The organism is Saccharopolyspora spinosa NRRL 18395 (assembly GCF_000194155.1).
Lineage (GTDB): Bacteria > Actinomycetota > Actinomycetes > Mycobacteriales > Pseudonocardiaceae > Saccharopolyspora > Saccharopolyspora spinosa.
Genome location: NZ_GL877878.1, coordinates 1172793 through 1197704 on the forward strand (window position 1 = coordinate 1172793; position 24912 = coordinate 1197704).

24 protein-coding genes are annotated in these 24912 nt (G+C 69.4%); 11 read left to right on the forward strand and 13 right to left on the reverse strand.

The window, feature by feature from the left end; all coding sequences use genetic code 11:
* Positions 1–159: 159 nt before the first annotated feature.
* The gene (locus tag SSPN_RS0105880) at positions 160–1203 is read left to right on the forward strand and encodes a tyrosine-type recombinase/integrase (protein ID WP_010692878.1); all 1044 of its coding nucleotides are present in this window, start codon (positions 160–162) and stop codon (positions 1201–1203) included.
* 32 nt (positions 1204–1235) lie between these two features.
* On the opposite strand, the gene pcm is transcribed toward SSPN_RS0105880, so the two are convergent.
* Both pcm and SSPN_RS0105900 read right to left on the reverse strand, forming a co-directional pair.
* Complete coding sequence (pcm, locus tag SSPN_RS0105885) at positions 1236–1862, reverse strand: protein-L-isoaspartate O-methyltransferase (RefSeq protein ID WP_010692879.1); 627 nt, start codon at positions 1860–1862, stop codon at positions 1236–1238.
* Positions 1863–2329: 467 nt separating this feature from the next.
* Positions 2330–3232 (reverse strand): EamA family transporter, encoded by a 903-nt coding sequence (locus SSPN_RS0105900; RefSeq protein ID WP_044572613.1) that lies wholly within the window; start codon positions 3230–3232, stop codon positions 2330–2332.
* Positions 3233–3301: 69 nt separating this feature from the next.
* Here SSPN_RS0105900 and SSPN_RS0105905 point away from each other — a divergent pair, with 69 nt between their 5' ends.
* From SSPN_RS0105905 to SSPN_RS61480, 3 genes are all read left to right on the forward strand, one after another.
* Positions 3302–4153, forward strand: coding sequence for a LysR family transcriptional regulator (locus SSPN_RS0105905; RefSeq protein ID WP_029535015.1), 852 nt, complete (start codon positions 3302–3304; stop codon positions 4151–4153).
* Between the two features lie 195 nt (positions 4154–4348).
* Entirely contained in the window at positions 4349–4945 is a 597-nt protein-coding gene (locus SSPN_RS0105910) for an MBL fold metallo-hydrolase (RefSeq protein ID WP_010692882.1), read from the forward strand.
* Positions 4946–5306: 361 nt separating this feature from the next.
* Positions 5307–5438: a hypothetical protein gene (locus tag SSPN_RS61480; protein WP_010692883.1), complete on the forward strand. Its 132-nt coding sequence runs from the start codon at positions 5307–5309 to the stop codon at positions 5436–5438.
* 9 nt (positions 5439–5447) lie between these two features.
* On the opposite strand, the gene SSPN_RS0105920 is transcribed toward SSPN_RS61480, so the two are convergent.
* The 3 genes from SSPN_RS0105920 to SSPN_RS0105930 form a co-directional block, all read right to left on the reverse strand.
* Entirely contained in the window at positions 5448–5990 is a 543-nt protein-coding gene (locus SSPN_RS0105920; protein ID WP_044573470.1) for an AAA family ATPase, read from the reverse strand.
* Positions 5991–6218: 228 nt separating this feature from the next.
* Positions 6219–7352 carry a glycosyltransferase family 9 protein gene (locus SSPN_RS0105925; RefSeq protein ID WP_010692885.1) on the reverse strand — a complete coding sequence of 378 codons (1134 nt, stop codon included), beginning with the start codon at positions 7350–7352 and terminating at the stop codon, positions 6219–6221.
* A gap of 156 nt (positions 7353–7508) precedes the next feature.
* Entirely contained in the window at positions 7509–10646 is a 3138-nt protein-coding gene (locus tag SSPN_RS0105930; RefSeq protein WP_010692886.1) for a UvrD-helicase domain-containing protein, read from the reverse strand.
* A 252-nt stretch (positions 10647–10898) separates the two neighbouring features.
* Between SSPN_RS0105930 and SSPN_RS0105935 the strand changes: the two genes are divergently transcribed.
* Positions 10899–11669: an SDR family oxidoreductase gene (locus SSPN_RS0105935; protein ID WP_010692887.1), complete on the forward strand. Its 771-nt coding sequence runs from the start codon at positions 10899–10901 to the stop codon at positions 11667–11669.
* A gap of 41 nt (positions 11670–11710) precedes the next feature.
* Here the strand turns inward: SSPN_RS0105935 and SSPN_RS0105940 are convergent, their stop codons facing one another.
* The gene (locus SSPN_RS0105940; RefSeq protein ID WP_010692888.1) at positions 11711–12535 is read right to left on the reverse strand and encodes a pentapeptide repeat-containing protein; all 825 of its coding nucleotides are present in this window, start codon (positions 12533–12535) and stop codon (positions 11711–11713) included.
* A 254-nt stretch (positions 12536–12789) separates the two neighbouring features.
* On the opposite strand from SSPN_RS0105940, the gene SSPN_RS0105945 reads away from it, so the two are divergent.
* Complete coding sequence (locus SSPN_RS0105945; RefSeq protein WP_010692889.1) at positions 12790–13911, forward strand: coiled-coil domain-containing protein; 1122 nt, start codon at positions 12790–12792, stop codon at positions 13909–13911.
* Positions 13912–14149: 238 nt separating this feature from the next.
* Here SSPN_RS0105945 and SSPN_RS50450 read toward each other — a convergent pair whose 3' ends face one another.
* From SSPN_RS50450 to SSPN_RS0105965, 4 genes are all read right to left on the reverse strand, one after another.
* Positions 14150–14338 (reverse strand): hypothetical protein, encoded by a 189-nt coding sequence (locus tag SSPN_RS50450; RefSeq protein WP_083821610.1) that lies wholly within the window; start codon positions 14336–14338, stop codon positions 14150–14152.
* A gap of 699 nt (positions 14339–15037) precedes the next feature.
* A complete protein-coding gene (locus SSPN_RS0105955) occupies positions 15038–16276 on the reverse strand; it encodes an RNA polymerase sigma factor (protein WP_010692890.1) in 1239 nt (412 codons plus the stop codon).
* A complete protein-coding gene (locus SSPN_RS0105960) occupies positions 16273–16596 on the reverse strand; it encodes a YciI family protein (protein ID WP_010692891.1) in 324 nt (107 codons plus the stop codon). Before SSPN_RS0105960 ends, SSPN_RS0105955 begins: the two co-directional genes overlap by 4 nt.
* Before the next feature lie 36 nt (positions 16597–16632).
* The gene (locus SSPN_RS0105965) at positions 16633–17268 is read right to left on the reverse strand and encodes a dihydrofolate reductase family protein (protein WP_010692892.1); all 636 of its coding nucleotides are present in this window, start codon (positions 17266–17268) and stop codon (positions 16633–16635) included.
* Between the two features lie 588 nt (positions 17269–17856).
* Between SSPN_RS0105965 and SSPN_RS0105970 the strand changes: the two genes are divergently transcribed.
* A complete protein-coding gene (locus SSPN_RS0105970) occupies positions 17857–18243 on the forward strand; it encodes a VOC family protein (protein ID WP_010692893.1) in 387 nt (128 codons plus the stop codon).
* Positions 18244–18446: 203 nt separating this feature from the next.
* On the opposite strand, the gene SSPN_RS62085 is transcribed toward SSPN_RS0105970, so the two are convergent.
* From SSPN_RS62085 to SSPN_RS0105985, 3 genes are all read right to left on the reverse strand, one after another.
* Entirely contained in the window at positions 18447–18548 is a 102-nt protein-coding gene (locus SSPN_RS62085) for a carboxylesterase family protein (RefSeq protein WP_010692894.1), read from the reverse strand.
* Between the two features lie 128 nt (positions 18549–18676).
* Positions 18677–19234, reverse strand: a complete 558-nt coding sequence (locus SSPN_RS0105980; RefSeq protein ID WP_010692895.1) for a GNAT family N-acetyltransferase — start codon at positions 19232–19234, stop codon at positions 18677–18679.
* 113 nt (positions 19235–19347) lie between these two features.
* Positions 19348–20334 (reverse strand): malate dehydrogenase, encoded by a 987-nt coding sequence (locus SSPN_RS0105985; RefSeq protein WP_010692896.1) that lies wholly within the window; start codon positions 20332–20334, stop codon positions 19348–19350.
* A gap of 313 nt (positions 20335–20647) precedes the next feature.
* Here SSPN_RS0105985 and SSPN_RS42640 point away from each other — a divergent pair, with 313 nt between their 5' ends.
* From SSPN_RS42640 to SSPN_RS42650, 4 genes are all read left to right on the forward strand, one after another.
* The gene (locus SSPN_RS42640) at positions 20648–21022 is read left to right on the forward strand and encodes a YciI family protein (protein ID WP_010692897.1); all 375 of its coding nucleotides are present in this window, start codon (positions 20648–20650) and stop codon (positions 21020–21022) included.
* The gene (locus SSPN_RS0105995; protein WP_010692898.1) at positions 21004–22224 is read left to right on the forward strand and encodes an RNA polymerase sigma factor; all 1221 of its coding nucleotides are present in this window, start codon (positions 21004–21006) and stop codon (positions 22222–22224) included. Before SSPN_RS42640 ends, SSPN_RS0105995 begins: the two co-directional genes overlap by 19 nt.
* A 268-nt stretch (positions 22225–22492) precedes the next feature.
* Positions 22493–22780 (forward strand): LysE family translocator, encoded by a 288-nt coding sequence (locus SSPN_RS58225; RefSeq protein ID WP_010692900.1) that lies wholly within the window; start codon positions 22493–22495, stop codon positions 22778–22780.
* 657 nt (positions 22781–23437) lie between these two features.
* The gene (locus SSPN_RS42650; RefSeq protein WP_237710464.1) at positions 23438–24751 is read left to right on the forward strand and encodes a helix-turn-helix domain-containing protein; all 1314 of its coding nucleotides are present in this window, start codon (positions 23438–23440) and stop codon (positions 24749–24751) included.
* Positions 24752–24912 lie beyond the last annotated feature (161 nt).

Below are 24912 nucleotides of genomic sequence, written 5' to 3' on the forward strand. Positions count from 1 at the left end.
CGCCCCCGCAAGCCCTAATTCGGCGCCTCCGCACTCCCACCACCAATTAAGTGACCTTACCTGAATAACGTTATAAACCAAACGAAACAATAATTCGACGAGGAGAATTGCCGGAGAGCCACCGCGCATAATCGCGCTTATGTGCGGTAAGATCCACGCATGGAGATCGTCTTGGGGCCTGGTGCCGGAGCCCGGCCGGTGGGGGCGCAAACGGAACTGCTGGCGGCGACCACGCGGACCGGTCACACCGTCACCGCGTTGATTTCCGCCTGGCTGGGCTCGTTCGCCGACTCCTCGGACACCCGCGCCGCCTACGCGCGCGATCTGCGTGAGTACCTGGCTTGGTGCACCCAGCGCGACCTCGATCCGCTGACGATGCGGCTGCCCGAGGTGCAGATGTACGCGGCCCAGCTCGCCGCCGCGACCAACCCCCGCACCGGGCGCCCATTCGCCGCTTCGACCCGGGCGCGCAAGCTCGCTGCGGTCTCGAGTTGGTACACCTTCCTAGTACGAGCCGGGGCGATCGACGCCAACCCTGCTCGCGACGCCGCCCGCCCGCGCTACGACCGCCGGCATTCGACGACGGCCAGCGTCTCCGAACAACAGGCGGCGCAGATGCTGACCAGCAGCCGCGGCTACCCGCACCGCACCCTCGGCCCGCAGGCAGCGGTCCTGGCCATGATGCTGCTGATCGACCTGGGCATCCGGGTCTCCGAACTGTGCAACGCCGACCTGGCCGATCTCGGGCAGCGCGACGGACTTCGAGTGCTGACCGTGCGCATGAAGGGCGGCAAGATCCGCACCCGACCGATCCCGGCTCCGCTGGCCCCCGTCCTCGACGCCTACCTGCAGGCCCGCCCGTCTGACGCCGACACGTCCGCGCTGCTGGTCACCCGGCACGGCAGGCGCGTCAACCGTCACCAGATCTACCGGCTCGTGCAGGCCCTGGCAGCCCAGGCCGGGGTGCCGATGCCCCAGCGGATCACACCGCACTCGATGCGGCACGCCTTCAACACCATCGCCCGGGAAAGAGGAGCGGCCCTGGAAGACCGCCGCGACGCCCTCGGCCACTCCTCGGCCGCGATCACCCAGCTCTACGACCACGTCGCCCTGTCCCTGACCCGCGACCCGGCGCACCTCGTCGCCAGCGCAACGCACCGAACCGACGCTGAAACACCGGATTCCCAAGAGGAATCACCTTGATCAGTTATGTCACGGTGACGAAAATATGATGCTCAGTCGCCACCCCGCAGCCGCACGAATCGGGCCAGCGCAAGCACATCCACGCGCCGCAGTCCCGATTCCCGCCGTTCGAACAGCACCACCTGCTCATCGCCGCCCATCCCGATGGGCTGCACCAAACGCCCACCCGGGCGCAACTGCTCGACCAGCGCAGCAGGGACATCCGGTGCAGCGGCCGAGACCAGCACCGCGTCGAACGGAGCCCGCTGAGGAAATCCGCGGCTGCCATTTCCGACGACCAGTTCGACATTGCTCACACCTTCGGCCGCCAGAGCACGGCCGGCCTGCCCAGACAGATCCGTCCACCACTCGATGCTGACCACATCGCCGGCCAGCCGAGCCAGCAACGCGGTCTGGAAACCCACCCCGGTACCGACCTCAAGAACATGTTCGCCGCCGGTGAGCGCGAGACCCTCCAGCATCAGCGCCGACAACGAAGGCTGCGTCGTGACCTGGCCGTGGGCGATCAGCAGCGGCGCATCGTCGTAGGCGGCGGTGCGAGCCTCCAACGGCACGAACACCTCACGTGGCGTCGTATGCAACACCCTGAGCACGCGCTCATCGGTCACGCCCGCGTGGCGAGCCGCGCGCACGAGCTCCTCAGGTCCGGCGGGGTGCATCGAACTGCCTCCACCCGCATCATCGCCCCGCTACGACCGCTGCGGGAGACCGATCCGCGAGCCAGCCTAGTAGGGCTTTGTGTGTGTCCTTAGCGCGGAGAGGAGCTGGTGTAGGCAGGGCTTCTTGATGTGTTGCTGCGTAGGAGATGAACGCACCGGCCAGCCAGTCACTCGCTCACTCACCGCCTACGATCACTGATCGTATTCAGACTTACTCGTCTAGGCACCATCCTTACGGCGATTCCCGGTCTTCGCGTGTGCTTCGTCGGTGATTCCGTCGTCGCCGGCGACCCGGAACACCTCGGCTGGGGCGGGACGTCGTTACGAGGCGTGCGCGGAGCTGACCTGGCCGCACTGGTCGGCCTGGATCAGGAAGAACGCCGAAACGCCTTGCAGCACAAGCAAATCTCATTAGGTTTTCGGCGCGTAGCGCAGGAGCGAGGCGTACTCCAGTAGTCCTGTGAGCTTTAAACCCTGGGCTGGCGGCTGGTGGTGATGACGCTGACGATGTTCGCGGTGACGATGGCCGCGATGCTCAGCCACTCGCTGGCCTGCAGGGTCTGGCCGAGGAACACCAGGCCGACCGTGGCCGCCAGGACCGGGTTGATGCTCATGAAGATGCCGAAGAAATGGGCCGGGACCCGGCGCAGCGCCAGCATGTCGATGAGGAACGGAAGCGCCGAGGACAGGATGCCCGCTGCCGCCGCGCACCCCAGCGCGGCCTGCGTCGGCGGATTCTCGACGAGCACGACGATGCCGATCGGCACGAACAAGAGTCCCGACAGCCCGGCCGCGACCGCGGTGCCCTCGGCACCTGGCAACCGGCGGCCCACCGAGCGGTTGAGCAGGATGTAGGACGCCCAGCACACCGCGGCCAGCAGCGCGAGGCCGATGCCGAGGTAGTCCGTCGTCGGCTGCGGCCGGGTCAACGCGACCACACCCGCCGCGGCCACCACCGCGCAACCGAGATCCACCAAGCGGCGCGAGGCCGCCAGGGCGACAGCCAGCGGGCCGAGGAACTCCAGCGTCACCGCCAGGCCCAGGCCGATGCGGTCGATCGCGCTGTAGAGCGAGAGGTTCATCGTCGCGAACACCGCGGCCAGCAGAAGGACCGGCTGCCACTGCCGCCAGGTGAACGACCGCAGCCGCGGTCGGCCCACCGCCAGCAGAGCGACGGCGGCGACCCACTGCCGCACCGCCACCACACCGGCCGGGCCGATCACCGGGAACGCCAGTGATCCGATCGCCGCGCCGACCTGATTGGACAGCCCGCTGCCGAGCATCATCGCGATACCCGCGTAGCGGCCGCCATTGTCGGCGACGGGAGCCGAGGTGGTCACGGGCCGGTGCGCGTGCTCTGTCGTCTGCATGCACCAGAGCGTGCGTGCCGGCGAAGCTTCCGCAAAATGCATCCAGTGCCTCAGCTATACGCTTTGGTTATGCATGTGGAGCTTCGGCAGCTGCGCTGCCTGGTCGCGATCGTCGACGAGGGCACCTTCACCGACGCCGCCATCGAACTGGGTATCTCCCAGGCGGCGGTGTCCCGCACGCTGTCCTCGCTGGAAACCACCCTCGGCGTCCGGCTGCTGCGCCGCACCAGCCGCGAGGTCGTCCCCACCGCCGTCGGCATGCAGGTCCTCGCCCGCGCCCGCCGGCTGCTGGCCGAGGCCGACGAACTGGAGCGCGAAGCCACCTCCGGGCACACCCGGCTTCGCATCGGCTACGCCTGGTCCGCGATGGGCCGCCACACGGTGAACTTCCAGCGCCGGTGGACGGCGCTGCGACCGGACGTCGAGCTGCACCTGGTCCGCACCAACTCCGCCACCGCTGGGCTGGCCGAAGGCGCCTGCGACATCGCGGTCGTGCGCACCCCGCCCGATCAGCGGCGCGTCGACGGCGTCATCGTCGGACTGGAACGGCGGTTCTGCGCCGTGGCCTCCGACGACCCGTGGGCCCGCCGCCGCTCCATCCGGCTGGAGGAGTTCAGCGAACGCACCCTCATCATCGACCGGCGCACCGGCACCACGACCACCGAACTGTGGCCACCGGAGAACCGGCCCGCCGTCGAATACACCCACGACGTCGACGACTGGCTCACCGTCATCGCCACCGGGCGCTGCGTCGGCATCACTGCGGAGAGCACCGTCACCCAGTACCCGCGTCCGGGCGTGGTCTTCCGCCCGCTGCGCGACGCCGCTCCCATCGCGGTGCGGCTGATCTGGTGGCGCGACGACCCGCACCCCGCGTCGCAGGACGCCGTCGCCCTGCTCACCGACCTCTACCGGGCGTAGTTCCGCTGCGGTGGTCACCACGGTGCTCATGGACAACTCCTTCAGCGATCGCTGGGGGGGATGCGCCGATGCCCGCCGGTCGGCGACCGGGCCGCCGTGTGGCCTGCACCGGGCACTGCCTGGTGCAGGCCACACGGCCTGGATTGATTGCCTTCCGGGGTGCGCTAGGCGTTGCGGCCGGAGGATCGTGCAGGAGTGGACCTGACGCTGCTGGGTGTGGGGGCGATGAACTCGCCCCGCTACCGCCCCGCGGGACTGGCGGTGCGCTGGGCGGGGCATCGGGTGGTCATCGACGGCGGCGGCACCGCTGAGGAAGGTGAGCAGATCGGTGCCTGGCTGGTCTGCGACGAACGCGCGGAGCTGATGCCTTCGATCCGGCGGCGCAGTGCCGCTCTCGGCGTGCCTGCCGGGGTGGTCGAGTACCAGGCCGGTGGGGTCCGGTTGAGTCCTCTGCCGGTCGAACACACCTCGCACCCCACCTACGGCTACCTCATCGAACAGCACGGCCACCGCGCCGTGTGGGCACCGGAGTTCTGGGTTTTCCCCGACTGGGCCGCTGGGGCGGAGCTGATGTTCGCTGACGCGGCCGGCTGGGACCGGCCGATCCGCTTCGCCGGTGGCGTCGGCGGCCACGCCGCGACCCTGAACACCGCCGAACGCGCCACCTGCGCTGGTGTCGCCCGGCTCGTGTTCGCCCACATCGGACGCCCGTCGATCCGCGCGATCGACCGCGGCCAGTCCCCGTCCTTCGGCGAATGGGGCGTTGAGGGCAGGACCTACTGGCTGCGCTGATCAGGTCCATGCGCTTAGGACAAGCCGCGCCTCGAAAAGATCAACGCGCTTATGCTCACCGGCATGGCGGCCGACTTCCACAGCTGGTGGAAGCCGCGTCGGGCTCACCGCGCACGGGCGCTTGCCCGCTCACCGGGAACCTCCGACGCATCGTGTCAACCTGGCCACAGGACGTGGACTGCCGGGCCGGCGAAGTGCGGGACGACGTTCTCGGGTTCCGCAGCCTGCACTGAAACGGCGCCGAACTAGCGGACCTGGACCTGAACCGCGCCCATGAAAGGCTGCGACGATTTCCGGCCCGCGAAGCCTCCCGCCACCAGTCCTTCCTCACGTTGCTCCACAGTGGACAAGAGATCGCCGTGTGGGCATCGCGCTGGACCACTGGTACCACGAGAAAACCGTCGAGCAGCATTTCGAAGCGGCCGAACGCGCAGCGACCACGGCAGAGGCGCTCGCACGCGCCCGCCGGGAATGCCTCGAATGCGGGGCGTGAGAGCAGGTCTCACCGCAGCTCGTCGAGCACGAAACGCACCCGGTCGTCCACCGGGGTGCGCGGCAGGTGCACGAGTTCGTAGCCGTAGTCGGTGTAGGCGGCGACCATGTGCTCGCAAGTGCGTTCGGCCTCGGCCAGGGACTGCTTGCGCTCGCCATCGTGGCGGTAGATCTCCGGCCAGAACGGTGCGATCAGCACCCGGCGGCGATACCGGAACCGCCGCGCAGCGGCATCCACGTGCTCAGGCACGGGCAGGCCGCTCAGCCGCAGGTAGCCGACGACGTCGGGCAGCGCGCGGTCGAAGATCACCGGGCTGGGCCGGATGTGGGCCTGCCGGTGCGAGCGCAGGTCCCAGCCGAGCATCAGCTCGGCGAACAATGCCCGATCGGCCCAGGGCAGCCCGCGGCCACCGATGGTGAGCTGATCGGTGATCACACCGCGGCCTGCTTCCGGCGACCAGGCGTACCCGGCGGCGGCCAGCCGCTCGACCAACGTCGTCTTACCTGCCCCTGGACCACCTGTGACCACGACGAAACACTCCGGCGAAGACATGCCGACCTCCACGGTTGGACGCGACAACTGTCGTGAGTGGACGTGCGGTGATTGCTGTCGCCAGATGCGGCGTGAACGCCAGATGCGGCGTGAAAGGCGACTTCGAACTGGCCCGGACACGATTCCAGCAACCGGACGGGGCGGGGTGACTACTGCGCGTGGTGATGCCGGGCCCGGCAGGTGAGCGTATCGACAGCGTCACGCACCTCGTGGACCTCGCGGCCGCGTTCAGCGTAGGTAGGAAGTCAGCAGGTCGTCCACCGAGTACATCAGCTCGGTGCGGCCTCCGAAGAGCTTGTGCAGGCGGGCGGCGTGATCACGCATCGCGTCGTCGAAGTCCGCGTCTGTGCTCAGCAGCCAGGCCGCGCCTTCGATGAGCTCGGGGAGGTCGGCGTCGATGCGCTCTGCGGACATCGTGGGGGAGCGCGGTCCGTCGTCGACGGGATCGGGGGTGTTGCCGAGCACGACGTAGCAGGGGAAGCGGTCCAGGTCCGGCAGGACCGAGTAGAACGGCACGCCGGGGTTGAAGTAGTACTCCGCCCAGTCGTTCCCGGCCAGCGTCAACCACGGAGTGCCCACGGCCAGCGCGGCGAAGGCGAACCCGCTGTGCGGTGACAGCAGCAGGTCACAGCGCTGCATCGCGGCCAGCTGCCGGTCCAGTGGAACATCCAGCGCCCACACGGCATTCGGGACGCTCCCGGCCAGCGCGTCGAACTCGGCTCGGGTGAAGCCGGTGCTGGTCCGCCCGTCGTCGGCGAGTTTGCCGGTGAAGCACACCCGCGCCGCCGGCCAGCGATCGGTGACGGCGCCGAGGATCCGCTGCCACGACGCCAGCGACGGGTAGCGCCAGCGTTGCGCGCTGCCACCGGGGAGCACCGCGATGGTCGGAGCTGCGTGCTGCGGCAGCCGCTCGGCTGCCCAGCTGCGCGCCGGGGCCTCCAGATCCAGCCGCAGCGGGTTGCGCGGCTGGTAGCTCGGCTTGGGCGCGCCGACCTGTGTGTGCCCGCCGGTGGTGCGGAAGTGCTCGGCGGCCAGCTCGTAGTAGCGCTGCAGGCCGGGGAAGAAGTCGTGCTGCCACTTCTGGTGGCCGCGCGGATCGTCGACGACCCAGTCCCACTCGCGGGGGATGTGCGCGAGGATGTCGGCCGTCGGCGGTTCGAACACATCGATGTCCACCGTGTACACCTCGTCGATCGCGTCGCACCAGGACGCCAGATCGACCGCGGTGGCGGAGTTGAGCACCACCGCGATGCGGCGCTGCGGGTTCGCGCTGCGATATCCCAGGCAGTACTGCAACGCTTCCACCGCGTGGCCGACGGGATGGCAGTAGACGAAGTTCACGAGCACCGATTCGCGTTGCACGACTTCAAGCCTACGAACGCGATCCACCGATTTTTCCGGCCGTGACTACAGCCCGCCTACACCTGCGGCACGGCGCCGCTGGTGTAGGCGGATTCCGGCCCGAGCAGCCAGCCGATGGCCGGGGCAATGTAGTAGACCGCTCGGGTAAGTAGAGGGTCAGAGGAGCGTCAGCTGCGCTGGTCGTCGCCGGCGTCGTGCCGCGGTTTCGGTCTGGGTGGTGGTCTCGCCCAGGGTGGACAGGAACGGGGACGGTTGGCGGTCCTGGGCACTGCCCCGGATCGTTCGGAGTGCCGCGCGGGTGAGGTAGAGGTGGTCCTGGGCCCGGGTCATGCCCACGAAGAACAGGCGGCGTTCCTCGGCCACCTCGTCCTCGGTGGGCTCGGTGCCCGGCCAGCGCAGCGGCAGCAGGCCGTCCTCGCAGCCGACCAGGAACACCACCGGGAACTCCAGGCCCTTGGCGGCGTGCAAGGTCAGCAGGGAGATCGCCTCGGCGCGCGGGTCGAGCGTGTCGACCTCGGCACCGAGCAGCACGTCCCGGCAGAACCGCTGCACGTCCTCGCCGCAGCGCTGCGCCAGCGGCCCGAGCAGTTCCACCGCCGTGTGGACGTCGGGCCGGGTGTCCTCGGGCACGGTGTCGGTGACCGTTTTCGCGGCCATGCGCAGCTGGTCGGTCACCGGGCCGGTGCGTTCGGCGACGTGCAGCAGCTCGCGCACCAGGAGGTCTACGCCAGGGCGGGCGGAAAGCCGGTCGTGCGAGCGTTTCTGAACCGGAAGCCCGCAGCGCGTCAGCTCGTCGAGGATCGCGTGCGACTGCGAGTCCGCGCGGTACAGCACCGCGATGTCGTTGAACCCGATGCCGCCGGGACCGTCGCCGAGGACTCGGCCGCTGTCGAGGGAGTGGAACGACGCGCCGCCGAGCAACTGGTCGATCGTGCGCGCCACGAACGCCGCCTCCGCGCGTTCGTCATCGGCCTGGTGGGCTGCGATGCGGTGCGCCGCTCGGCCCGAGGCCGGGTGCAGCCGCCTATCGGCGACCAATGTGGACGGTGCGATGGCGCGGATCGCACCGTCGAGGATGTGGGCGCCGCTGCGGTAGTTGCGGGTCAGGGCCAGCACCGGCGCACTCGGGTAGTCACGCTCGAAGCACAGGAAGAAACCGACGTCGGCGCCGCGGAAGGAGTAGATCGCCTGGTCGGGGTCGCCGATGGCGGTCAGGTTGGCCCCGGCCGGCGCGATCAGCCGCAGCAGACGGTACTGGAGTTCGTCGACGTCCTGGTATTCGTCGACGGTGATCCACCGGTACCGCCGCCGGTATTGCTCGGCGATGTCGGGGTGATCGGTGAGCAGCTGCACCGCCAGCACGACGAGGTCGTCGAAGTCGACCAGGTTCTGCTCACGCAGTCCTGACAGGTAGGCCGCGAGCACCGCTTCGATGTCCGGGTCCGCCTCGCCGCCGCGGCGCACCGGCGAAAGCTGTGCCTTCGCCTTGCGTGCGCTGCGTTCATCGCCGGTGATGGCGGTGAGGATCTCCTGCTGGCGGGCGGCGTCGGCCAACCCGAAATCGGCGCCGAGCCCGAGCTCCCCGTGGTGTTCGCGCAGGACCTGCAGGCCAAAGGAGTGGAAGGTCGCCACGGTCATCCGCTGCGCCTGCGCGCCGATGAGTGCGTGCAGGCGCTCGGTCATCTCCTCGGCGGCGCGGCGGGTGAAGGTGATCGCCAGGCAATGCTGGGCCGGGACACCGCGTTCCAGTACCAGGTGCGCCAGCCGGTGGGTGACGGTGCGGGTCTTGCCGGTGCCCGGACCGGCCACGATCAGCAGCGGGCCGTCCGGGACTTCGGCCGCGGCCCGCTGGTCTGGATCCAGCCCGGCCAGCACGCCGGACCCGGTGGCCGGGGCGACGGCGGGCCTCAGTTCGGGCTCGGGTAGCGGCCGGGCAGCCGGTGAAGCGGCGGGTTCGGGTTGCGGTTGCTGGGTGAACAGCGCGTCGTCGAACAGCGCGGGCGCGTCGCCGGTGCGCAGCCGGGTGAGTTCGGCGGGTTCGAAGACCCGGATGGTGCCGTATTCGCCGTCGTAGCCTGGATCGCGCAGCACCTGACCACGCCGCAGCCGCTCGATCGCCTCGGCCACCGCGGCGTTGCTGCGGTGCAGTTCGTCCACCGGCACGTCCTGGAGGATCGCCAGTTCCGGGCCGTGGGCGGCGGTGAGGTCGCTGACCTCGCCGAACACCTTCTTGCTTTTGGGACCCACCCCGAGGATCTCGCCCACGATCTCCGGCAGCGGGATCAGGTTGCGGAAACCCGCCGCGCCGGGCGGCCGGATGCCCTCGGGCCGGTCGGCGAGCGCGTCGATGCGGTGCAGGACGCCGACGGTCAGCGGCTTGCCGCAGCCCGGACACAGTCCACTGTGGGCGCGGGTGTCGCCGGGTTCGAAGCGCACCTGGCACTTGCGGTGCCCGTCGAGGTGGTACTTGCCCTCCTCGGGGAAGAACTCCACGGTGCCGGCGAAACCGTCGCCGGTCTCCAGCGCGCGCTTGACCGCGAAGTAGTCCAGGTCCGTGTCGAAGACGCTGGCCTCGCGGCCCAGCATCGGTGGTGAATGCGCGTCGGAATGGCTGACCAGCGTGTACTTGTCGAGAGCGGAAACTCGCCAGTTCATCTCCGGATCGCTGGAGAGCCCGGTCTCCAGCGCGAAGATGTGCCCGGCCAGGTCCCGGTAGCAGTCCTCGATCGCGTCGAACCCGGCCTTGGACCCCAGCACCGCGAACCACGGCGTCCAGATGTGCGCGGGCACCAGGTAGGCGCCGTCGCCGGATTCCAGGGTGATCTCCAGCAGGTCGCGGGAGTCCAGGCCGAGGATCGGGCGGCCGTCCGAGCCGAGGTTGCCGATGCGGCCCAGCCGCTGGTTGAACTTCTCGGCGGTGGCGAAGTCCGGCAGGTAGCACAGGTGGTGCACCTTGCGGGTGCGCTCGCCGTGCTTGTAGATAGTGGAGATCTCCACCGACAGCATGAAACGCACCTGCCCGCCGCAATTGGCGGGCATGCTGCGGGTGAATTCCGCGTCCAGGTCGCCGCGCAGCCGGAACAGGCCGGGTTCGGCTGGTTCCAGGACCTCGCGCAGGTGCGCGAACCAGGCGGGGTGGGTGACATCCCCCGTCCCGACCAGCGTGATGCCCTTGCGGCGGGCCCACCAGGTCAGGTGCTCGATGTCGCAGTCCTTGCTGCACGCGCGGGAGTACTTCGAGTGGATGTGCAGATCGGCGTAGAAGCGCACCCGGCGATCTTGCCAAAAGATCATCCGCGCTCCGCCCTCGGGCGGGGCAACCACCGGGGATCGGGTGGATTTGGCTGGTCCGCGCTGATCCGAGCACGCCAGTCGGGTTCTGGCCGCCGCTGCGGGCTTAGAAGGAGTGCGGGTTCCCGTTGCCGTGGTGTCAAGGGCTCAGCGGTGCAGAGTGCCGCGATGCACGTTGTAGCTCGCCGCAGCGAAACGGTGCCGCACTGCGGGTTGGATGGTGGGGAATCACCCACCGGCGAAAGGAGATCCCCGTTGGCCATCGTTACCGGGTCCGGGAGCGACCTGTCCGGCAAGGTTGCCCTGGTGACCGGTGCCTCCCGGGGCATCGGCGCGCACACGGCGCGCATCCTGGGCAGCCGCGGCGCACGAGTCGTGGTGAACTACCGGGACAAGGCCAAGCGAGCCGACAAGGTGGTCGACGAGATCACCGCTTCGGGGACCGAGGCGATCGCGGTGCGCGCCGACCTGACCGATCCCGTGGCGGTCCAGGCCATGTTCAGCCGAGTCCGGCACGTCTTCGGGCGGGTGGACCTGCTCGTGCTCAACGCTTCCGGGGGCATGGAACGCGGCGTCGACCCCGGCTACGCGCTCCGCCTCAACAGGGACGCGCAGTTGCAGGTCCTGGAATGCGCCCGGCCGCTGATGCCCGCCGAGTCGAGGGTCGTGTTCGTCACCAGCCATCAAGCGCATTTCCACGGCAGCAAGCCCGGAATCGACCGGTACGAACCCGTCGCCCACAGCAAACGCTCCGGTGAGGACGCGCTGCGGGAGCGAATCCCGGAACTGTCCGGACACGGCATCAGCCTGGTGGTCGTCTCCGGCGACATGATCGAGGGCACCATCACCGTCACGCTCCTCGACCGCGCCAATCCCGGCACGGTCGAGGCCCGTCGCCGGCAGGCAGGCGAGCTCCCCACCATCGCCGAGTTCGCGACCGGGATCGCGGTCGCCGCCACCGCCTGGGTCGACACCGGGCACACCGTCTACGTCGGAGGCACCGACTACCTCACCGCCGGCGGCTGAAACCGCCCCCGAAACCGAAGCCGAACGCCACGTCGTCCGGGTTACCAGTGCATGGGGTGGGACAGCGCTGGGGGCAGCGTGGTGGTGGAGTCGCCTTTGGCGGCGTTGAGCTGGGCCTGGGTGAGGAAGATCGCGCCGGTGAGGTCGGCGCCGCGCAGATCCGTGTCCCGGAAGTCCGCGCCGATCACGTCCGCCGAACGCAGGTCCGCGCCGCGGAGGTCGGCCGCGATGAGATAGGCGCCGCGGAGGTTCGCGCCCCGCAGGTCGGCGCCGCGCAGCTTGGCTCCGATGAGATCGGCTCCCCGGTGGTTCTTCTTGCGGCCTGCGACCTTGGACCGCACCAGTTCGCTGGTGCGCAGCAGCAGGGTGTTGATGTCTCGGCGCAGCGCTGCGACATCGATCTCGGTGATCTCGTCGGCGCTGCCGCGGGTCAGGCGTTCGGTGTCTTCCAGCGCCGTGCGGAGGGCCTCGTGCACGGGCTTGGCGGCCTGCAACGTCAAGGCTTCGGTGACGTACCAGAGCAGTTCGTGGAGCTGGCGCATCACGGGGAACACGGCGAACATCTGCCGCGCGGTTCGCGGGGCCTGTCCCCAGTCCTGGCCGCCGAAGGTGAGCTGGGAGATCTTCTGCCCGGCACCGAAGCAGTCGAAGACCGTGCAGCCGGGGAAGCCGCGCTCGCGCAGCTGGGAATGGATGCCGCACCGGGAGTCCGCCAGCAGGTTCGTGCATGGTTGCCCGGCGCCCTTGTCGACCGCGAAATCGGCCGAAGCGGCAAATGGCAGAGCGACGCAGCACAGCCCGAAGCAGTTCGCGCAGTCGGCGTGCAGACTGCCGTCGGTGGGGATGGCCTGGTGCTGGTGGGACAACGTGCTGATCTCCTGGCGCGAGGTGTTCTGCTGGCATTCTCCCCGACCGGTCGGGCCCGGTGGCGGCCGGTGCGGTTCGGGGCACGGGGCCGGCGGGCGAACTGGAGGCCTCCGGAACCCGCTCGGCGATGAGCAGCAGCTAGGCGAAGTTCTCTGTTTCTTCGTCGGTGTGATCGCCGGGGCGGGCAGTGCTCGAACGCCACGAGTGATGGCGTTCACCGAACTGCCCGCCGCCGGTTGGTAGCGTCCCGGGCATGGGTGAGCAGCCGGTGCGCGATGCGGTGTCCGACGAGCAGGCCGAGGGGGTGTGCCGGTTCCCCGGCTGCACGCGGGAGGTCGTGCGCACCGGCGGGCCGGGGCGTCCCTCGGAGTACTGCGACCTACCAGAACACACCCGGTGGCGGGCCTGGAAGGAGCGGCAGCGCCTGCAGACCGCGCAGGAACAGGCCCAGACGTCGCCGGTCGCGGTCGTGGAGTACGACGGGGCGCGGCTACGGGCCGAGGAGTTGTTGCGCCAGTACCGGCTACTTTCGGAGCAACTGACCCGCAACCTGCGCGCCGGCATCGCCGAACTCGCTACGATCGCTGATCCCAGTGCCGCCGAGGCACAGATCCAGGCCGCCCAAGCCGAAGCCGCACACCGCATCGCGCAAGCCGAGCAAGCGCTGGCCACCGCGCAGCGGCAGCGTCGTGACGCCGAGCGGGCCCGCAGTGCCGCCGAGGCCGCGGCCGAGGATGCGACCGCAGCCGCGGAAGCCGCCGGGCAGGACGCCGAAGGCGCCCGCAAGCAACGGGATGATGCCGTGGAACAGGCTCGCCAGGCCGAACAGCAGGCGCGGGAGGGCATCGAAGCCGCACGCAACGAAGCGGAGGTCGCCATCGCGGCTGCCCGTCGTGAAGCCGACCGGCAGATCACCGACGCGCGCAAGACCATCGAGCAGGCCAAGCAGGACGCGGCGGCGGAAATCCAAGCGGCGCAAGAAGAAGCGCGGCGGCAGATGGACGCGGCGGCGCAGCAGCAGGCGGCGGCGGTGGAGCGCGCGGCGAGAGCCGAGCAGGCGGCGGAGACGGCGCAGGGGCGCCTGGACGAGCTCACGCGCGCAGCCGAGGAAGCGCGGGCGGAGGCGCGGCGCCAGCGCGATGAGCTCGTGGCGTTGCGCGAGCAGCAGGCTGCAGAGCTACACCGGCTGCGGACGGAATCCGCGGAGCGGATGCAGGCCGAGCGCGACGCCACCGCGCAGCGGATGGCGGCGATGCAGGACGCACAGGCGCAATCCGTGGCACGCGCGGAACGCGCCGAACGGCAGCTGGACGCGGCGACGGAGGAGCTGCGGACCCTGCGGGCGGCCCCGCAGACGCCGGTGGAGCCGGCGTAGGCGGCTGCTGGTGCTGGACGGGGGTCGTGGTCGCCGGAGTGGTCGCGCACCATTTCCCAGGCCGTCACCAGTTCAGCCCGCCGGGCCGAGGCCACGTAGACGGTCGTTTTGACCACATCGGACAGTTGCGCCCCGGAGTCGCCGAGGGCGGTTTCGAGGTTGCGCATCATGTGGCGAGGAGGTCGTGCGGCTATCCGGCGGATGGGCCGACGCAGCGCCTACGACGGGCACTACCGGGTCATGGTGGCCGGTTTGAAGCGTCGACGCCGAGCGCCTGGTGGCGCACCTGGTGCGGGTGGCGCGCGGTGCGGCGGGCGAGCTGCTGGGCTTCTACACCATGATCGTGCCGGGGCTCCGCGACGAAGGTGAAGGCGAGCCCGACATCATGTTCGCCGATGATGCCGCGCCGGGTTTGCGGCTGCTGCACGGCCCAGTACTCCCGAAGCTACGGCCAGGGGTCACCGTAGGGATTTGTGTCCGGTCTTGGTCATGATGACGTTGGCGGAGACGCTGGCCTCGCCGAGGTGGGTGGCCGAGGAGTGCCGGAGCTGGCGCAGCCGGAGGCCGTCGCCGTAGTGGGCGAGCAGGATGCGGACGCGGCCGGTTTCCGGGCAGATGCCCTTCGGGTCGGTGGTGGCCCACCGGTGCGGGCCCGGGTCGGTGTTCGGACAGGAACAGCGGGCCGGACTCGCGGCCGGTGATGAGCCGGGGCAGCAGGTGGGCGGTGTCGGTACCCCAGGTGATCCACACGGTCTCGCCGCCCCTGGCGGTGATCTTGGCCTGCTTGTTGGGCAGATCCAGGTCCTCGACGTTCAGCGCAAGCACTGCGCTGGCGCGGGGAGGCGGACTCGTAGAGCATCCGTCACAGCGTCTTCTCCCGCAGCGGCACGTCCCGAAGCTGAACGACCTCATGCGGGTATCAGACCGATCTGATTGCCATTACCGGGGCATCGTCTGCGCGCTCGGCGTCGCGAAATGTGTACTCGCGACCTGGCATTCGAAGCTGGACGAAGCGAGACCCGTCGCTGGCGCGACAGGTTGGCGCGCCAGGTTGCGGAATGTATCGGCAGGGGCCCCGGGGGCGGCCGCCGCTGCCCGCGGGGTTTCGATCGGGATCCGTGGGCGCTTACCGCAGTTGGTCGCGGCGGCGGGTCAGGGCGGCGGCCTCGGCGGTATTGCCGGCCAGTCCGATGGCTTTGGCGTAGGCCGCGCGCGACTCCTGGCCGCGGCCCAGCCGGCGCAGCAGATCGGCGCGGGTCGCATGGTAGGCGTGATAGCCCGCCAACCTGTCGTCGAGACGGTCCACGGCCGCCAGCGCCACCTCCGGGCCGTCCAGCTCGGCGACCGCGATGGCCCGGTTGAGGGCCACGATCGGCGACGGGTCGATGCGGACGAGCTGGTCGTAGAGGGCGACGACCTGTGACCAGTCGGTGTCGCGCATGTCGCGGGCGGAGGTGTGCACGGCGTTGATCGCGGCGAGGATCTGGTAGCGACCAGGAGCCGCCCCGCCGGCGGCAGCGGCCAGGCGTTCGCGCACCAGTCGATGTCCCTCGGCGATCAGCGCCGCGTCCCAGACACCACGGTCCTGCTCGCCGAGCGGGACCAGTTCACCGCCGGCCGAGACCCGGGCGGTGCGGCGGGCCTCGGTGAGCAGCATCAGCGCCAGCAGCCCGACCACCTCACCGTCCTCCGGCAGCAGGGCACGGATCAGCCGGGTGAGCCGGATCGCCTCGGCCGTCAGGTCGTCCCGCACCGGATCGGTGTCCGGGCCGGTCGCCAGGTAGCCCTCGTTGAACACCAGGAACAGGACGGCCAGCACGCCGGACACGCGGGCAGGGAGATCCTCGGCCGACGGCACCCGATAAGGAATGCGCGCCGCCTTGATCTTGGCCTTCGCGCGGGTGATTCGCTGCCCCATCGTGGTCTCCGGCACCAGGAAGGCACGGGCGATCTCGGGCATGGTCAGCCCGCCGACCATGCGCAGCGTGAGTGCCACGCGGGCCTGCACCGCCAGCGCCGGGTGACAGCAGGTGAAGATCAGCCGGAGACGCTCGTCGTCGATGGCCCCGAGAGGCTCGGGCGGGTCGTCGTACATCAACTGAGCCTCCTTGTGCTTATCGTCGCGCTTGTTCTCGCGCCGGATCCGGTCGATGGCCTTGCGGTTTGCGGTGGTGGTCAGCCAGGCGCCGGGGTTGGGTGGCAGACCGGCGGCCGGCCACCGCTCGACGGCGGTCGCGAACGCCTCGGCCGCCGCTTCCTCCGCGATGTCGAGGTCACCGAAACGCCTGGTCAGGGCAGCGGTCACCCGGGCCCACTCCTCGTGGTGGGCCCGGGTGACCGCCTCACGGACGTCGAAGCTGTTCACTGGAACGGCCGCACCTCGATCTTCCGGTTGCAGGCCTTCGATCCCTCGGCGGCGAGCTTGAGCGCCACGTCCAGGTCGGGGGCCTCGATGACCCAGAAGCCGGCGAGGTACTCCTTGGACTCGAGGAAGGGCCCGTCGGTGACCATCGCCTCCCCACCCCGGTTGTCGATGACGGTGGCCGTGTCGGGAAACGCGAGGCCGCCGGCGAAGACCCAGTGGCCCTCGGCCTGGAGCCGGTCGTTGAACACGTCGATCGCAGCGTGCTCGTCCGGGGTGGCGAGGCTGGCCTCGTCGTGGATCACGGAAACCAGGTACTGCATCTGAAGATCATCTCCTGTGGTGTCAAGACACTGTGGTTACCGGGCAGGTGCTTGTGTCGGCGCATAGTGCGGGCGCCCGGCCGGCCGGTAGGCCTGGACCGTCACGCCCTTCGAGTCCACTCGCGACTCGACCAGGTCGAGCGCGAGATCCGGGCCGTTCGCCGGGAACAACCGCGCGCCCTGGCCGAGAATCACCGGGACCACGATCAGAATCATCTCGTCGACCAGATCGTTCTCCAGCAGCCACCGGGTCAGCGCGCCACTGCCGTGCACCTGCAGCTCACCCCCCGGCTTGGCCTTCAGGTCCGCGATGGCGGTCGCAAGGTCGTCGGGCAGGACGGTGGTGCCAGACCACGCCGGATCAGTGAGTGTGGTCGATGCCACGTACTTGGGCCGTGTGTTCAAGGCCCGCATGACGGGCTCCCAGCCAGGGACATCCTGGACCGTCAAGGACCCCCACGAGCCGGCGAACAGCTCGTAGGTCCGCCGGCCGAACAGGAACGCGTCGGCGCGCTGGTAGGTCTGCTTGATGAACGTCGTGGTCTCGTCACCGCCCTTCCCCCGGGCCCATCCGCCGCGCTCGAATCCGTTCCTGCGGTCCTCATCCGACGCACCGCCGTTTCCCTGCATCACCCCATCGAGGGTGACCTGAGTCATGGTCGTCAGCTTCATGATCGCGGTTCCTTTACCTTGGCGCCGCCCCCTTGCGGGCGGCCTCACCCCTGCCACGAACACCTCCGCCCCGATCCGACACCGCCTCCCGGATTTCTTTCGAGAACTTCCGCAGACGCCGGTCGTCAGCGATCCGACAGGCCGGCAGTTTCGCGGCGACCGCGCTCCACTTCCTCAAGCGCGCCCAGTGCGGACGAGCTCGTTGCCCAGATCGATCGCGAAGATCTTGACCAGCGGTGGCGGGCGTCGAACGCCGCCGGCTCGACCTTCACCGAGCCCGCCGGGTAGTCCACAGCCGCGCCCGTCTTGTTGCCGACCAGCGGCCAGTCCGCCTCGACCAGCGTTCAGGACTCGATCAGCTACGACTCACTGCCGCTGACCAGCTATAACGCCTGCCCCTACCTGCCCCCTGGCCGTAGCTTCGGGAGTCCTGGGCCTGCAGGTGGCTCGCATCCGCCATCGGAGGGCCTCTACCGGTCGGTGGGCCCGGCGAGTGGCGTTGGTACCGCCCAGGGGCGAGAGCACCTGATCCCGGCCGCGATTGGTGTTCGAATTGTAGGCGGGCGGTTTCCGCTTACGGTGTCCGATATGCAGATCTCTCGCTTGCAGTTCGTGTCAGTGCCGGTGGCAGACCACGTCAAGGCCCGCGAGTTCTACGTCGATGTCCTCGGCTTCGAACTGGTGGTGGACTTCGCCGGTCCGCACGGCCAGTTCGTCATGGTCGCCCCGCCCGGCGCGCAGACCGGAGTCGTGCTGGTGGACTTCAGCATCGACGGGCGGGGTGTCGGCGGACCGGTGCACCTGCAGTTCCACACCGACGACCTGGACGGCGACATCGCGGAGCTGCGCGCCGCGGGTGTGGCCGCCGGGAATCCGCAGGAGGCGCCGTGGGGGCGTATCACGTCGTTCACCGATCTCGACGGCAACCCGATCTCGTTGCTGCAGGCCTCCCGGATGGGAGACCGCCCGAACTGACAGCGGGGGCACCGGCGCTCAACGACATGGTTCCCGGCCGGCTCGATCGAGTCTGCCGCCCGGGTTCGCCCATCCGTACCGGTTCGGTGGTGAAGTAGGAATCCAGGACACGGTGGGCGATGGCGCGCGGAACAGCCCGCGAGCCGACGGCATGAGCAGCAGGCACGCCGCCGACTCCACACCCGCTGACTGCCCCGCCGTCGTCACGTTCTCCGGGTGCCGCCGAAGGCCGTGATGTTCTCGCGCACCCAGTGCGGTGCGGCGATCTGGTCAAGCAGGCCGCGGTTGTCGGGATGGCCGGGCAAGTGGCCGAATCCCTCGAAGCGTTGCGGGTGAGTACGTCATCGGCGCCGGACCACGTTGGCGCGCCGGGCAGTTCGGCGTTCTGAGGTGCGATGGGCCCCGCTGTGGCCTCGGATGCGGCCTGCGCTGGTTATGCGAGTCTGCGGGCGGGGCGGGTCAGCCGCCAGACGACGTCGATGCCGTCCTCTCCGGAGGTTCTCGGGTCGCGGGTGGGGATGCGGCGGTCGACGCAGGTGAAACCGAGGCGCTGCGGCACGCCCTGGCTGGCGGTGTTGGCCGCGTCGTGCCAGATCTCCACGTGGTCCACGCCCGGCAGCGCGAACGCCTCGTCGACCAGCGCGGCGGCGCTGGTGGTGGCCAGTCCGCGGCCGGTGTGGTCGGGGTGCAGCCAGTACCCGATCTCCAGGCCGCCGGGGTCGATGCGGCGTTCCATAGCGATGCAGCCGGCGATCGCGCCGTCGACGGTGATGGCGTAGGTGTAGGCATCGCCGCTGCGCCAGTTGCGGTCGCAGACGTCGAGGAATTCGGTGGTGGCCTCGATCGGGTATTCGCCGGCGGCCCACGGCATCCACGGCCGCAGGTGCGGCAGTGCCTCGGTGACCACTTGGTGCATCTCGGCGAGGTCGTCGCCGCGCCAGCGTCGCAGCACCACCGATTCGAGGGTGATCACTTCCGCGGGGTGCGCCATGCGCCGATGATGCTGCCGGGCGGTCGATCCAGGCAACCAAATTACCGGTGGCAAACACGGGTGGGGCCGCCCCGCCAACCGGGACGGCGCCACCCGCAGGTGTTGCAGAGGGCTCAGATCAGGCCGAGCTTGCGGACGGCGTCGCGCTCCTCGACGAGCTCGTTGACCGAGGCGTCGATGCGCCCGCGGGAGAACTCGTCGATCTCCAGGCCCTGCACGATCTCGAACTTGCCGTCGCGGGCGGTGACCGGGAACGACGAGATCAGACCCTCGGGCACCCCGTAGGAGCCGTCGGAGACCACGGCCGCCGAGGTCCAGTCACCCGCGGGCGTGCCGTTGACCCAGGTGTGCACGTGGTCGATGGCGGCGTTGGCCGCCGAAGCCGCCGACGACGCGCCGCGGGCCTCGATGATGGCCGCGCCGCGCTTGGCGACGGTGGGGATGAACTCGTCCGCCAGCCAGGCCTGCTCAACCTGCTCGGCGGCGATCTTGCCGCCGACCTCGGTGTGGAACAGGTCCGGGTACTGGGTGGCGGAGTGGTTGCCCCAGATGGTCAGCTTCTTGATGTCGGTGACCGGCACGTCCAGCTTCTGCGCCAGCTGGCTCAACGCCCGGTTGTGGTCCAGGCGGGTCATCGCGGTAAACCGCTCGGCGGGCACGTCCGGGGCGTGGGCCTGCGCGATGAGCGCGTTGGTGTTGGCCGGGTTGCCGACCACCAGCACGCGCACGTCGTCGGCAGCACCGGCGTTGATCGCCTCGCCCTGCGGCTTGAAGATACCGCCGTTGGCTTCCAGCAGGTCGCCGCGCTCCATGCCCTTGGTGCGCGGGCGGGCGCCTACCAGCAGCGCGACGTTGGTGCCGTCGAACGCGGTGCGCGCATCGTCGGTGATGTCGATGCTCTGCAGCAGCGGGAAGGCGCAGTCGTCGAGCTCCATCGCGGTGCCCTCGGCCGCCTTGACCGCCTGCGGGATCTCCAGCAAGCGGAGCTTGATCGGGGTGTCTGGCCCGATGAGCTGTCCGGATGCGATCCGGAACAGCAACGCGTAGCCGATCTGACCGGCCGCACCGGTAACGGTCACGGTGACGGGAGCTTGGGTCATGAGGTTTTGTTCTCCTGCTCGCCGGGTGATTGCCTAGCCGGGATGCTATCCCCAGCGTCACGGTGCAGTTGCGGGCCCGCCACGGATCACAGCGCACGGCGTGCCGGACCGATTCAGCCGCGCCCCGCCCGGGAGAGGCAGGACACAGCCCTGCCGACCGCCGACGTGATCAGCGGCACTTTCACCTCGGCGGGTGGTGCGGCCGGCGGCGCGGAGAAATTCTTCGCGCGGTGGTGTCGATGCCGGCGGAGACCGTTCGTGTAGTGGGTGAGAAGCCGGGCGGAGCCGGTTTCGCGAGTGCGAGGAGAACGCGATGAAGCAGTACCTGCTGAGCATCTACCAGCCCGACGGGCCCACGCCGCCGCCGGAGGTGCTGGAACCGATCATGCGCGATGTGCAGGCGGTGAACGCCGAGATGCAGGCCGCCGGGGCGTGGGTGTTCGCCGCGGGCCTGCACCCGCCGAGCACGGCGACGGTGCTGCGCGCGAAGGGCGAAGAGGTGCTCACCACCGACGGTCCTTTCACCGAAGGCAAGGAGCATCTCGGCGGGTTCACCATCATCCGCGCGGCCGATCTGGACGCCGCCCTGGAGTGGGGCCGCAAGCTGGCGAAGGCGATCACCCTCCCCATCGAGGTGCGGCCGTTGCAGGACGACGAGGGCGAGAACACGTGCCGGTCCTCGGCGTAGCGGAGGTCGAGCGGGTCTTCCGCGCGGAATACGGCCGGGCGGTGTCGGTCCTGGTCCGCGTCTTCAGTGACATCGATATCGCCGAGGAAGCGGTCCAGGACGCCTTCACCACGGCGGTGGCGAAGTGGCCGTCGGCGGGCCTGCCGCCGAGCCCGGCGGGCTGGATCATCACCACGGCGCGCAACCGGGCGGTCGACCGGCTGCGCCGGGAGGCTTCCCGTGAGGACCGGCATGCCCAGGCCGCGTTGCTGCACGCCCGCGACGAGCCCGAGCAGGAGGGGCCCGTGCACGACGACCGGTTGCGGTTGATCTTCACGTGCTGCCACCCGGCGCTGGCCACCGGCGCGCAGGTGGCGCTGACGCTGCGCTTGCTGGGTGGGCTGAGCACCGCGGAGATCGCGCGGGCGTTCCTGGTGGCCGAGCCGACGATGGCCCAGCGGCTGGTGCGGGCCAAGGGAAAGATCCGCGATGCCGGGATCCCGTACCGGGTGCCGAGCGAGGCCGATCTGCCGGACCGGTTGCGCGCGGTACTGGCCGTGGTCTACCTCGTGTTCAACGAGGGCTACACCGCCAGTTCGGGGCGGCGGCTGGTCCGCGAGGACCTCTGCGCGGAGGCCATCCGGCTGGGGCGGCTGCTGGCGGAGCTGATGCCTGACGAGCCAGAGGTCATGGGACTGCTGGCGCTGATGCTGCTCATCGACTCGCGACGGGCCGCCCGCACCACTGCCGATGGTGTGCCGGTGCTGCTGGCCGATCAGGACCGCAGCCGGTGGGACCGTGACCTCATCGCCGAGGGACAGGCCCTCGTGCGGCGCTGCCTGCGCCGCAACCAGCCGGGCCCCTACCAGATCCAGGCGGCGATCAACGCCGTGCACAGCGACGCGCCGACCGCCGCCGACACCGATTGGCGGCAGATCCGGGCGCTGTACGACCAGTTGCTGGTGGTGTCCCCGAGCCAGGTGGTGGCGCTGCACCGAGCGGTCGCGGTGGCCGAGGTCGAGGGACCGCACGCGGCGCTGGCCCTGGTGGAGGAGCTCGATCTCGGCGGTTACCACGTGTTGCACACCGTCCGCGCGGACTTGTTGCGGCGGCTGGGCCGCGTCACGGAAGCCGTGCAGGCCTACAACGCCGCGATCGCGGGCACTGACAACGCGGCCGAACGCGACTTCCTGCAGCGCGCCCGCCAGGCGCTGCAGCGGTGAGTCTTCCGGCGACGGCCGACCGGCGGGGCTGCCGATGGCGGAGACCGACGAGGACTACAAATTCGAGGGGCCCAGTGGTCAGGTGGACCTGCTGGGGCTGTTCGACGGCCGCGCGTAGCTCGTGGTCTACCACGCCATGTTCGATCCGGCGTGGGTCGGCGTCTGCAAGAGCCGAGGAGCACCGGCAGGAGTCAGCGGCCGGTCTTCGGCTGGGGCGGCGACCTGGGCGAGTTGGACGGGTAGTTCGAGAAAGGCCAGTGCTGCCAAGGTGTTCGCCCTGGTACCCGCGCTGGACACGGTGTGCAGATCGCCGGTGCGGCGTACCTGCTGGTTGGCGTGGCAGGCGGTGCGACCGGGCGGGCTGTTGGTGTTCGCGCCGGTGCCCACTCCCGGCTACGGGCCGGGTCGGTTGTTCGCTATGGGTTTGGTGACCAACGTGCTCAACCCGAAGATCGCGGTTCTCTACGTGTCGTTGCTGCCGCAGTTCATCGACCCCGCTCGCGGCGGGGTGGGGTTGCAGAGCCTGACGTTGAGCGTGGTGCGGATCGGGGGTTGAGGAACATCTCTGCGAGATCGTGCGCTAAGCCTCGTCGCCGCTGGTCGGCTGTGGGCGAGGGCGCCGCTGGCGAAAGATCTTGAGATCTTGGCGCAGATAACGCTCTATTATCTGCGGCATCGCTGATCACGTCCTGCGGGAACGTCCCCGCGACGGTGCGCGAAGCGACCTTGTTATCTGCGGCAAAGGAGAACGCTGCGAGGGCCCTTTTGCGTGTCTCTGGTCGGCTAGCTGGCTGCCTCCCACACCAGCGTCAGACCATCGATCATGACGCCGATGATGCGCCGCGCCCCCGTCACCCGCCGCAGGCGGGTGACGGCGAACTCACCTGCCGAAGTCGAAATGGCGGCCGCACTGCCCTACCGATCAGCAGCGGAGTTGTCGCTGATCTCGCCCGAACTGGGGGACGCACCGTTTCTAGGCGATCTCCTCCTCGTCGGGTCTCGCCATCATGAGTCTTGATCCCACCGGAACGGGCCGCAAGCGCTGGTCCAACCGCTGGAAGAAGGCCCTCAACGTCTTCGAGATCACCTTCGATGGATGCCTGTCCGCCGGACGCCGATAGCACCGAGATCAACAGTTACACCGAAACTGGATAAGCGGTTGTTGATCGTGCTGGACAACTGTGAGCACGTGCTGGGGGCTGCCGGTTCTGTCGTGAGTGCCCTGTTGGGGTCGGCGCGGGGGGTGCGGGTGCTGGCCACGAGTCGTGAATGGTTGCGTGTCCTAGCGGTGGTCAAGCAGGCCGACGCGGAATGGTGCGGGCCGCAGCAGTGGAAATGGTGGCAGTGGTTCCAGAGCCAGAACCCGAACCTGTGGGCGGCGCTGGACTTCTGCTGCACCGAGCCCGGTCAGGCCAGGACAGGACTGCTGCTCACTGGTGCATTGTGGTTTCACTGGATCGGCAGCGCTTTCGTTCGGGATGGCCGGTACTGGCTGGACCGGCTGCTGGCGTTGTCGCGGGAACCGAGCCAGGAACGGGCGAGGGCCCTGTGGGTGCGCAGCTGGATCGCCACGATCCAGGGAGACCTCCCTAATGCGGAGCGTGCATCGCAGGAGGCCATCGAGGTGGCCGACCACGTGGGCGATCGGGCGGCCAAGGCCCACGGCACCAACTGGCTGGGATGGCATGCATCGTTTTGCGGCGATATGACGCGGGCGTCGGAGTTGGCGGAGCAGGCGCTGGCCGAGTTTCGCGCAACGGGGCAGCTCAGCACTTCCTCCCCCGCCCTGCTCTCCTTCAACCTTCTGGCCAGCGTGCATTTCGCACGTGGCGACTTCGAACGTGCTGGCGAGGCCTGTGCGGAAGGCCGGTCGATCTGTGAGCGGGCCGGCGAGGAGTGGCAGTCGGCCTCGATGCGCTGGTACCTGGGGCATGCTCGGCGGCTCGCCGGCGACATTCAGGCAGCAGAAGAGGAGGCCCGGGCCGCCCTTCGGATCAAGCGCAAGTTCAATGACACGCTGGGCGTGGCGTTGGGCATCGAGCAGCTGGGTCTGGTGGCGATGGATCGTGGTGACGCGGAACGGGCCGCCCGGCTGTTCGGTGCCGTCGAGCCGCGGTGGAAGCTCCTGGGCAGCAGCCCCCTGCTGAACTCGAGTTTTTGGTTGCGGTGGCACCGCGACGGTGAAAGTCAAGCCAAGAAGGTCCTGGGTGATCAGGCGTACGAAAAGGCCTATCGGCAGGGTACGCAGTTAGGCAATGAGCAGGCGGTGTCCTACGCGCTCAGTGAACAGGCTCCGGCGACTCCGACGCGAGCAAAGGTGCCTGCTGCGGGTTCCGCTTTGCCAGTACTGACCCGGCGGGAGCAGGAGGTCGCCAAGCTGGTGGCGCAAGGACTGTCGAACAAGGACATCTCCGAAGCACTGGTGATCTCGCAGCGCACCGCGGAAACGCATGTCGAGCACATTCTCTCCAAACTCGGAGCCACCTCTCGGGTCCAGATCGCCACCTGGGTCAGGGACCATCCCTAGCTCCTCTGGGGGCTGCCGATCACGCCCTCCTGCACGCCCTCGGATGGACACCCGGCACCCGCTTGGACATCCGCGAGACGCGCGGCCTCCTTACTCGTCCGCACCGATGCCCGTGGCGCGTTCCGCATCACCTCGCCGGCTCGCGGAGACGTGCTCTATGA

Coding starts and splice junctions, on each gene's coding strand:
- SSPN_RS0105880 (WP_010692878.1), top strand. CDS start 160: ATGGAGATCGTCTTGGGGCCTGGTGCCGGAGCCCGGCCGGTGGGGGCG.
- pcm (WP_010692879.1), bottom strand. CDS start 1,862: ATGCACCCCGCCGGACCTGAGGAGCTCGTGCGCGCGGCTCGCCACGCG.
- SSPN_RS0105900 (WP_044572613.1), bottom strand. CDS start 3,232: ATGCAGACGACAGAGCACGCGCACCGGCCCGTGACCACCTCGGCTCCC.
- SSPN_RS0105905 (WP_029535015.1), top strand. CDS start 3,302: ATGCATGTGGAGCTTCGGCAGCTGCGCTGCCTGGTCGCGATCGTCGAC.
- SSPN_RS0105920 (WP_044573470.1), bottom strand. CDS start 5,990: ATGTCTTCGCCGGAGTGTTTCGTCGTGGTCACAGGTGGTCCAGGGGCA.
- SSPN_RS0105930 (WP_010692886.1), bottom strand. CDS start 10,646: ATGATCTTTTGGCAAGATCGCCGGGTGCGCTTCTACGCCGATCTGCAC.
- SSPN_RS0105945 (WP_010692889.1), top strand. CDS start 12,790: ATGGGTGAGCAGCCGGTGCGCGATGCGGTGTCCGACGAGCAGGCCGAG.
- SSPN_RS0105960 (WP_010692891.1), bottom strand. CDS start 16,596: ATGCAGTACCTGGTTTCCGTGATCCACGACGAGGCCAGCCTCGCCACC.
- SSPN_RS0105965 (WP_010692892.1), bottom strand. CDS start 17,268: ATGAAGCTGACGACCATGACTCAGGTCACCCTCGATGGGGTGATGCAG.
- SSPN_RS0105970 (WP_010692893.1), top strand. CDS start 17,857: ATGCAGATCTCTCGCTTGCAGTTCGTGTCAGTGCCGGTGGCAGACCAC.
- SSPN_RS0105980 (WP_010692895.1), bottom strand. CDS start 19,234: ATGGCGCACCCCGCGGAAGTGATCACCCTCGAATCGGTGGTGCTGCGA.
- SSPN_RS0105985 (WP_010692896.1), bottom strand. CDS start 20,334: ATGACCCAAGCTCCCGTCACCGTGACCGTTACCGGTGCGGCCGGTCAG.
- SSPN_RS42640 (WP_010692897.1), top strand. CDS start 20,648: ATGAAGCAGTACCTGCTGAGCATCTACCAGCCCGACGGGCCCACGCCG.